7 protein-coding genes and 1 pseudogene are annotated in these 8454 nt (G+C 74.0%); 4 read left to right on the top strand and 4 right to left on the bottom strand.

Annotated features, from left to right (window positions below):
* The 3 genes and pseudogenes from IE249_RS36350 to IE249_RS05520 form a co-directional block, all read right to left on the bottom strand.
* A pseudogene (locus tag IE249_RS36350) lies at positions 1 to 74 on the bottom strand (RidA family protein); the annotation flags it as partial.
* A complete protein-coding gene (locus tag IE249_RS05525) occupies positions 71 to 844 on the bottom strand; it encodes an IclR family transcriptional regulator (protein WP_189703595.1) in 774 nt (257 codons plus the stop codon). The gene IE249_RS05525 and the pseudogene IE249_RS36350, both read right to left, overlap by 4 nt.
* Positions 841 to 1896 carry a sugar kinase gene (locus IE249_RS05520; protein WP_268249668.1) on the bottom strand — a complete coding sequence of 352 codons (1056 nt, stop codon included), beginning with the start codon at positions 1894 to 1896 and terminating at the stop codon, positions 841 to 843. Before IE249_RS05520 ends, IE249_RS05525 begins: the two co-directional genes overlap by 4 nt.
* A gap of 220 nt (positions 1897 to 2116) precedes the next feature.
* Here IE249_RS05520 and IE249_RS05515 point away from each other — a divergent pair, with 220 nt between their 5' ends.
* Positions 2117 to 3382 (top strand): amino acid deaminase, encoded by a 1266-nt coding sequence (locus tag IE249_RS05515; RefSeq protein ID WP_189703594.1) that lies wholly within the window; start codon positions 2117 to 2119, stop codon positions 3380 to 3382.
* 17 nt (positions 3383 to 3399) lie between these two features.
* Entirely contained in the window at positions 3400 to 5034 is a 1635-nt protein-coding gene (locus IE249_RS05510) for an N-acyl-D-amino-acid deacylase family protein (protein ID WP_189703706.1), read from the top strand.
* A gap of 87 nt (positions 5035 to 5121) precedes the next feature.
* Here IE249_RS05510 and IE249_RS05505 read toward each other — a convergent pair whose 3' ends face one another.
* Positions 5122 to 6018: a S1 family peptidase gene (locus IE249_RS05505; RefSeq protein ID WP_189703593.1), complete on the bottom strand. Its 897-nt coding sequence runs from the start codon at positions 6016 to 6018 to the stop codon at positions 5122 to 5124.
* 173 nt (positions 6019 to 6191) lie between these two features.
* Here IE249_RS05505 and IE249_RS05500 point away from each other — a divergent pair, with 173 nt between their 5' ends.
* Complete coding sequence (locus IE249_RS05500; RefSeq protein WP_189703592.1) at positions 6192 to 6740, top strand: hypothetical protein; 549 nt, start codon at positions 6192 to 6194, stop codon at positions 6738 to 6740.
* 904 nt (positions 6741 to 7644) lie between these two features.
* A partial coding sequence (locus tag IE249_RS05495; protein WP_229857574.1) for an aminotransferase class I/II-fold pyridoxal phosphate-dependent enzyme occupies positions 7645 to 8454 on the top strand: 810 nt, incomplete at its 3' end.

Raw genomic sequence — 8454 nt, 5'->3', positions numbered from 1 at the left:
TTGCGCACCCCGTGGGAGAACTTGGCGGGCGGGGTGGTGTGGGTGCCGGGGGTGAGCGCGATCTTCTGGGTCATACGGTGTCCCTGCCTGGGTTGGTCACGGGGTTTCTGCCGGAGTACTCGCCGCTGATCGCGTCCGCGGTGCGGCGGACCAGCGGGAGCAGGGTGAGGAGTTCGTCGGCGGAGACGACGACGTTCGGCGCGGAGACCGACATCGCGGCCACCACCCGGCCGTCCGCGCCGCGGACGGGCGCGGCGACGCAGTTGATGGACTCCTCGTGGCCGCCGAGGTCGGTGGCCCAGCCCTGTTCGCGCGCCTTCTCCAGCTCGGCGAGGAAGGCGGGTGCGTTGGGGGTCGAACGGGGCGTGTACATCGGGTATTCGAGCTTCTCCGCGACCGCGCGCCGCTCGGCCTCGGGCAGGTCGGCCAGCAGCAGCTTGGCCACGGCTGCCACGGTGATGGCGACCGGCTTGCCGATCCGCGAGTACATGCGCACCGGGTAGCGGCTGTCCACCTTGTCGATGTAGAGGACCTCGCCCTCCTCGTACACGGCGAGGTGCACGGTGTGGCCGCAGGCGTCGTTGAGCCGGGTCAGGTGCGGGTGGGCGATCTCGCGGATGTCGAGGTTCTCCATCGCCTCCTGGGCGAGGGCGAAGAGGCGGGCGCCGAGGCGGTAGCGCTGGTCGGACTGGCGGTAGACCAGGCCGTGTTCGTGCAGGGTGCGCAGCAGGCGCAGCGCGGTGGACTTGTGGACGCCGAGGCGGTCGGCGACCTGCCCGAGGTCGGCGGGTCCCTCGGCGAGCAGCGGCAGGATGCTCAGCGCGCGGTCGACGGTCTGGCTCATGGCGTACGTACCTCCTCCTCGGCGCCCTCGGCGGTGGGCGTCCAGCCGGGGCCGAGTCGAAGTCTCTCCCACGCGGCCTCGTCCAGGGCGGCGAGCCGGTCCGCGTGGTGGCGGGCCGGGGGTGCGGCGAGGTCGCCGGGGACGGTGAGCGCGGCGGCGGCCATGAGGTGACCGTGCCGGAGGCGGTCGCGTACGGGCAGGCCCCGCAGGGTGGCGGAGAGGAACCCGGCGGCGAAGGCGTCGCCGGCGCCGATCGGGGAGACGACGGCGACATGGAGGGCGGGGACGCAGGTGCGGCCGCCGGGGTGGAAGGCGACGGCTCCCCGGCCGCCCTGTTTGACCACCAGGACGGGCGGCTGGGGCAGGAGTTCCCGGATCGCGTCCGGGCCGCCGGTGACGCCCCAGGCCTCGGCGGCCTCGTCCTCCCCGACGAGCACCAGGTCGGCGCGGCGCGCGGGTTCGAGCAGCGCGCGGCCGGCGTCCGCCTCCCGCCACAGCCCGGGCCGGTGGTTGACGTCGAAGGAGACGAGCGGGCGGCCGGGGCGGGGCGCGGTCAGCTCCCGGACGAGTTCCAGGCAGCCGGCGGAGAGCGCGGCGGTGATGCCGGACAGGTGCAGCACGCGGCCCGCGCGCACCGCCGCGAGGTCGAGGTTGTCCGCCGTCATGGCGGAGGCCGCCGAGCCGGCCCGGTAGTAGGCGACCTCATGGGCGTCGGTGGCCCGGTCGCCCGCCGTGCGGAAGTAGACGCCGGTCGGGCGGGTGGGGTCGCGCCGTACGTGGGAGACGTCGACGCCGTACGAGCCGATCGCCTCGACGAGGTGGTCGCCGAAGCCGTCCGCGCCGACCCGGCCGACCCAGCGCGCGGAGTGCCCGGCGGCGGCGAGGACGCAGGCGACGTTGGACTCGGCGCCGCCGATGGCCCGCTCGAAGGACGGCACGTCGGCGAGGCGGCCGGGGCGGGTGGGCAGGAAGGTGACCATGGACTCGCCGAGGGCGACGACGTCCACGACGGGTACGTCATCAGGGGCGGGGATGTGTTCGGGGGTGGTCACGATGGTGGTGGCTCCTCGTCGGTCGCGCGGGGTGGCGGCGCCGGTCGTCCGTCCCGGCTCTCGGCTCGCTGCTTGTGGCTCGCTGCTTGCCGCTTGCGGCGGCTCGCTGCTTGCGCCTCGCGGCTTTCGTTGACCCGCGTCGGCCGAGATGTTAGACAGCGGTGAGCGACATACGCAATGAGTGTTGCAATGCATGCAACGTAGCTGATCAGGAGGTCGCATGAGCATCGAGGCGCTCGCCCGGCTGGCCGAGGAACGCGTCGACCACCGCTTCAAGGGCCTCCCGCCGGACGCGGACGGGCTGACCGTGGGCGAGCTGGCCGCCCAACGCCGCGACCTGTTCACGGGCGGCTTCACCACGCCCGTGCTGGCGCTGTCCGCCGAGCGCCTGGAGCACAACCTGCGGCTCATGGAGACGTACGCGGCCCGGCACGGCCTCGCCTTCGCCCCGCACGGCAAGACGTCCATGGCGCCCCAGCTCTTCCAGCGGCAGATCGAGCGCGGCGCGTGGGGCATCACGCTCGCGGTACCGCACCAGGTGCGGGTGGCGGTCGCCTTCGGCGTACGGCGGGTGTTCCTGGCGAACGAGGTGGTGGACCCGGCCGCCCTGCGCTGGGTCGCGGCCCGGCTCGCCGCCGATCCGTCCTTCCGCCTGGTCACCTACGTCGACTCCGTGCGCGGGGTGGAGCTGATGGACGCGGCCCTGGCCGGCGGCGTCCGCCCGGTGGACGTGGTCGTGGAGCTGGCGGCCGGCGAGGGCGCGCGGACCGGGGTGCGCACGGAGGCCGAGTGCGCGGCGGTCGCCGACGCGGTCGCCGCCACCCGCACGCTGCGGCTGGTCGGGGTCGCGGGCTACGAGGGCGAGGTGCCGCGCGCGGACCCGGAGCGGGTGCGGGCCTGGCTGCGCCGGCTGGTCGCGCTGGCCGTGGACTTCGACAAGGCCGGGCGGTTCGGCGGGGTGGAGGAGATCGTCGTCAGCGCGGGCGGCAGCGCCTGGTTCGACGCGGTGGCGGAGGTGTTCGGCGAGATCCCCGAACTGTCCGCGCCCGTACTGAAGTTGCTGCGCTCGGGGGCGTACGTCTCGCACGACGACGGGCACTACCGCAGGCTCACCCCGTTCAACCGGGTGCCGGAGGAGGGCGCCCTGGAGCCCGCCTTCCGGCTGTGGGCGCAGGTCGTCTCCCGCCCCTCCGCCGAGCAGGCCTTCGTCAACGCGGGCAAGCGGGACGCGGCCTACGACCTGGACCTGCCGCTGGCCCAGGTGGTACGCCGGGACGGCACGGAACTCCCGGCCACCGGCATCGAGGTCACCGGCCTGTCCGACCAACACGCCTGGCTGCGCACCGGCCCCGGGGCGGATCTGGAGGTGGGCGACTGGGTCGGCCTCGGCCTGTCGCACCCGTGCACGTCGTTCGACAAGTGGCCGCTGATCCCGGTGGCGCGGGCGGACGGCACGGTCGTCGAGTACATCCGTACGTTCTTCTAGGAGGGCACGTGCACGGCATGGATCCGGTGGACTTCACCGGCCTCCCCGATCTCGCCATCCGGGACGCCGACGTCGTGGACGGCACGGGCGGGCCCTCGTACCGCGCCGATGTGGCGGTCAAGGACGGCAGGATCGTCTCGATCGTCAAGGAGGCCGCCCTGGCCGGCTGCCAACGCCCGCGCGCCGTACGGGAGCTGGACGCCGAGGGCCTGGTCCTGGCGCCCGGCTTCATCGACATGCACGCCCACAGCGACCTCGCCCTGCTGCGCGACCCGGACCACGGCGCCAAGGCCGCGCAGGGCGTGACGCTCGAGGTGATCGGGCAGGACGGGCTGTCGTACGCCCCGGTCGACGACCGCACCCTGGAGGAGGTGCGCCACGCCATCACCGGCTGGAACGGGTACGGCGACGACGCCGACTTCAGCTGGCGGTCCGTGGGCGAGTACCTGGACCGGCTGGACGAGGGCATCGCGGTCAACGCGGCGTACCTCGTCCCGCAGGGCACGGTCCGCATGCTGGCGGTCGGCTGGGAGGACCGGGAGGCGACGCCGGAGGAACTGGACCGGATGCGGCGGCTGGTCGCCGAGGGCATGGAGCAGGGCGCCGTCGGCATGTCGTCCGGGCTCACCTACACCCCCGGGATGTACGCCACCGGCTCCGAACTAACCGAACTGTGCCGGGTGGTGGCCTCCTACGGCGGCTACTACTGCCCCCACCACCGCAGTTACGGGGCGGGCGCCCTGCAGGCGTACGAGGAGATGGTGAACCTGGCCCGGGAGGCGGGCTGCCCGCTGCACCTGGCCCACGCCACCATGAACTTCGGCGTGAACAAGGGCCGCGCCCCGGAGTTGCTGTCCCTGCTCGACGACGCCCTCGCGGCCGGCGCCGACATCACGCTGGACACCTACCCCTACACGCCCGGCGCCACCACGCTGGCGGCGCTGCTGCCGGGCTGGGCGGGCGAGGGCGGGCCGGCTCGGGTCCTGGCGCGGCTCGCCGACGACGCCACGGCGGAGCGCATCCGGTACGAGATGGAGGTCACCGGCTCCGACGGCTGCCACGGGGTGCCCGTGGAGTGGGACACCGTGGAGATCTCCGGCGTCACCGCACCGGAGCTCGCCCCCTACGTCGGCCGGACCGTCCGGGAGTCGGCGGATCTGCGCGGCGAGACCCCGTGGACGGTCGCCCGGCGCCTGCTGCGGGAGGACCGGCTGGGCTCGTCCATCCTCCAGCACGTGGGGCACGAGGAGAACGTGCGCGCGATCATGCGGCACCGCGTCCACACCGGCGGCTCGGACGGCATCCTCCAGGGCGACAAGCCGCACCCCCGGGCGTACGGCACCTTCCCGCACTATCTCGGCCACTACGTACGGGAGTCGGGGGTGCTGTCGCTGGAGGAGTGCGTGGCGCACCTGACCGGCCGGCCGGCGGCCCGGCTGCGCCTGCCGGACCGCGGCCTGGTCCGCGAGGGCCACCGGGCCGACCTGGTGCTCTTCGACCCGGCGACGGTCGCGGCGGGCGCCACCTTCGAGGAGCCGCGCACTCTGCCCACGGGCATCCCGCACGTCCTGATCGACGGACGGTTCGTGATCGAGGACGGCCGCCGGACGGACGTGCTCGCGGGGCGGGCGGTCCGCAGGACTCCCCTGTGACGGCACCGCCCCGCGAGGGCCCCGCGAAAGGTGGTCCACGGCTGTGGTCCACGGCTGTGGTCCATTGCTGTGGTCCACGGCTGTGGTCTACGGCTTGGGCAGGACGCAGCCGCTCGCGTTCAGGTTGAGCTTGTTGCCCGCGCCGAAGCAGGCGGGGATCTGGTAGATCTCCTCGGCGTAGTTGATGCCCTGGCGGACGGTGACGTTGCCGCTCGCGTCGACCTCGCAGGGGTTGTTCACGGTGCAGCGCTCGCCGTCCTCGTTGCCGGTGTTGTTGACGGCGACGACCTTGCCGGTGGCGGTGTCGACGACGGGCGATCCGGAGGTGCCGCCGATGGTGTTGCAGGCGGAGGTGTAGCGGACGGAGTCCTTCCAGGTCCAGTCGCCCTCCTTGAGGCGGTAGACGAAGCCGTCGATGTTGCAGCTGTAGATCCGCTTCCAGTAGCCGGAGACCACCTTGATGGCGGTGCCGGCGACCGGGTGGGTGTCGCTCACGGTCAGCGCGCTGATGCCGTAGGAGCTCTTGATCTGGGCGTAGGTGCGGGTGAGTTGGTAGATCGTCACGTCCGTGTCGGTCATGGTCGAGTAGGCGACCTTGCTCGCGCGGAGCGTGGCGACTCGGCTGCCGGAGGAGTTGAGCAGGCCGAAGGAGCGGCTGGAGGACTGGTCGACGACGACCTCGCCGGGGGCCGGGAAACCGGTCTCCAGGCAGTGGCCGTTGGTGAGCACGAGCGCCGGGTCGGTCTCCGCCGAGCCGGGGAAGCGGATGACCGAGCCGGAGCAGTTGCTGAGCGAGACGGTGCCGGCGAAGTCGACGGCCTTGAGCGCGGGGGCCGCGCCCGTGGTCCGGCCGGACGTCCGCGCCGTGGTCGCTCCGGTCGCCGTGGCGCCCGTGGCCCGGTCCGCGGTGGCGGCGGCCGCGGGTGCCATGCCCGCCCCGGTGATCACCAGGGTGGCGAGCGCGGCGAGGAGAGGCTTGTTCATGTGGGGGTCCCCTCTGCAGAAGTGAGCGACCGGAGATCTTCCGGTCGCCTGTCTTCTTTGTCATGGGCATTGTGATGGCGCGAGGGGGTGGCCACAAGAAGCCGTCAGGTCACCATCGGGGGTGCCAGGGACCGCCCCTGCCGTGGCCCCGGCGCGGGCTCTGCGGGGTCGTGGTGGCCGCCGAGGGGGTCGGGGTGGGCGCGGCCGCCGGGGTGCTCGAGTCGGGGGCCGGCCGCGAGGGCGTGGCGCTCGTTCCCGTGGGGGAAGCCGTCGGCGAGGGCGCGGTGGGGCTCGCGCCGGGCGCGGCCAAGGAAGCGGGGCCGCCCGGCGCCGAGGCTCCGGGCGCCGCGCTCTTCGACCCCGGCACGGAGGACCCCGGGCTCGCGGTGGCGTCGTCGCCCACCGGCGGGACGGCGTCGTCGGCACCGGCCGCCGGCCGGCTGGGCTCGGCCCGCCCCGGCGATGCGTCCGGCGACGACCCGAGCGCCATCACCCCGGCGACCACCGCGGCCACCGAAACAGCCCCGACGGCCCCGGCGACAACCACCGCCCGCCGCGAACGCCGCTCGGACGTACGCTCCTTCCCCCGCCGCGGGCGGGACCCGCGCCCGGGCCCGAACCCGTCACCGGCCTCGTGCACGGCCCCGTCCGAGCCGTATCCCCCGGCGCCCGGTCCGTACCCGGCGACACCGGAGTCGAGCACGGCCCCGTCCGGCCCGTAGCCCGCGCCGTCCGGGGCGTACCCCGCGCTGCTCTGTCCGTGATCGGTGGCGTCCGTCGCGTACCCGGCGACAGCGGGGCCGTGCGCGGTCGCGTCCGGACCGTACGCCGCCCCGTCCGGACCGTACGCGGGGGCGCCGTGGCCGTCCTCGGCGGCGCGAGGGGCACGCCCGGCGGCGTCCGTTCCGCGGCCTGCCGCACCGGTCCCGTACCCGGCGACACCCGGTCCGTCCCCGGCAGCGCCGGGCGTGCGGCCCGCAGCCTCCGGCCCGCTGCCGTACCCGGCAGGGTCAGCCCCGTTGCCGGCACCGGTTCCGCCCGGCCCGTACCCGGTGGCCTCCGGTCCGTACGCGGCGGCGTCAGCGCCGTACCCGGCATGGGCCGCTCCGCTGCCGGCCGCACCCGGCCCGCCGGGGCGGTGCCCTTCGCCATCCACTCCGTACGCGGCAGCGCCGTACCCGGCGGGACCGGGCCCGTCCGGCACGTACCCCGCGCCGTCCCGCCCGTGCGCGGCGGTCCCAGGGCCCTGCCCTTGCGGGGACGGCCCGTATCCGGCGCCGGCCGGGCCGGCGGCACCCGCCCCGCCGACGGCGCCCGCGTCGGACGGGATGCGGGGCAGCTCGCGGGTTTCGTCGTAAGCGTTCTGCCAGCCGTGGGCCGTGGCCGGGTCGGCGTAGCCGCCGTATTCCACGGGGGTGGGCTGCGGCTGGTACACGTTCGGCGGTACCGAGGGCTCGCCGTCCGGGCGCGGAAGACCGTGGACGTCGGGAGGCATGGACATGGCCGAAAAGCATAGGGACTGCCCGCGCCGTCCGGACAGCCACCTTGCCGATCGCGCGACCCGCCGCGTCTCACGTGGCGGGAAACACGCGGCGCCGGGCGTTACCGGGCCGTAAGCTCCCAGGCATGCAGGTGATCCAGTCGACGAAGCTCGCCAACGTCTGTTACGAGATCCGGGGCCCGGTGCTCGAGGAGGCGATGCGGCTCGAGGCGGCCGGTCACCGCATCCTCAAGCTGAACACCGGCAACCCGGCGGCGTTCGGCTTCGAGTGCCCGCCGGAGATCCTGGAGGACATCCTCCGCAACGTCTCCTCGGCGCACGGCTACGGCGACGCCAAGGGCCTCCTGGCCGCCCGCCGCGCGGTGGTGATGCACAACCAGACCCTCGGCATCGAGACCGACGTCGAGCACGTCTTCATCGGCAACGGAGTCTCCGAGCTCATCGTGATGGCCATGCAGGGCCTGCTCGACGACGGCGACGAGGTCCTCGTACCGGCGCCGGACTACCCGCTGTGGACCGCCGCCGTCTCCCTGTCCGGCGGCACCGCCGTGCACTACCGCTGCGACGAGCAGTCCGACTGGATGCCCGACCTCGCCGACGTGGAGCGCAAGGTCACCGACCGCACCAAGGCGATCGTCATCATCAACCCCAACAACCCCACGGGCGCGGTCTACGACCCGGCCGTGATCAAGGGGATGACCGACATCGCCCGCCGGCACAACCTGCTGGTCTGCTCCGACGAGATCTACGACAAGATCCTCTACGACGACGCCACGCACACACCGACCGCGGCCGTCGCCCCGGACCTGCTGACCCTGACGTTCAACGGCATGTCCAAGGCCTACCGGGTGGCCGGCTACCGCGTCGGCTGGATGTCGATCTCCGGCCCCCGCGCGCACGCCGACTCCTACATCGAGGGCCTGACGATCCTGGCC

It is taken from the genome of Streptomyces anandii JCM 4720, assembly GCF_014650655.1.
Lineage (GTDB): Bacteria > Actinomycetota > Actinomycetes > Streptomycetales > Streptomycetaceae > Streptomyces > Streptomyces anandii.
Note: the sequence above shows the minus strand (reverse complement) of the source record. Positions and strands in the feature narration are given on the sequence as shown.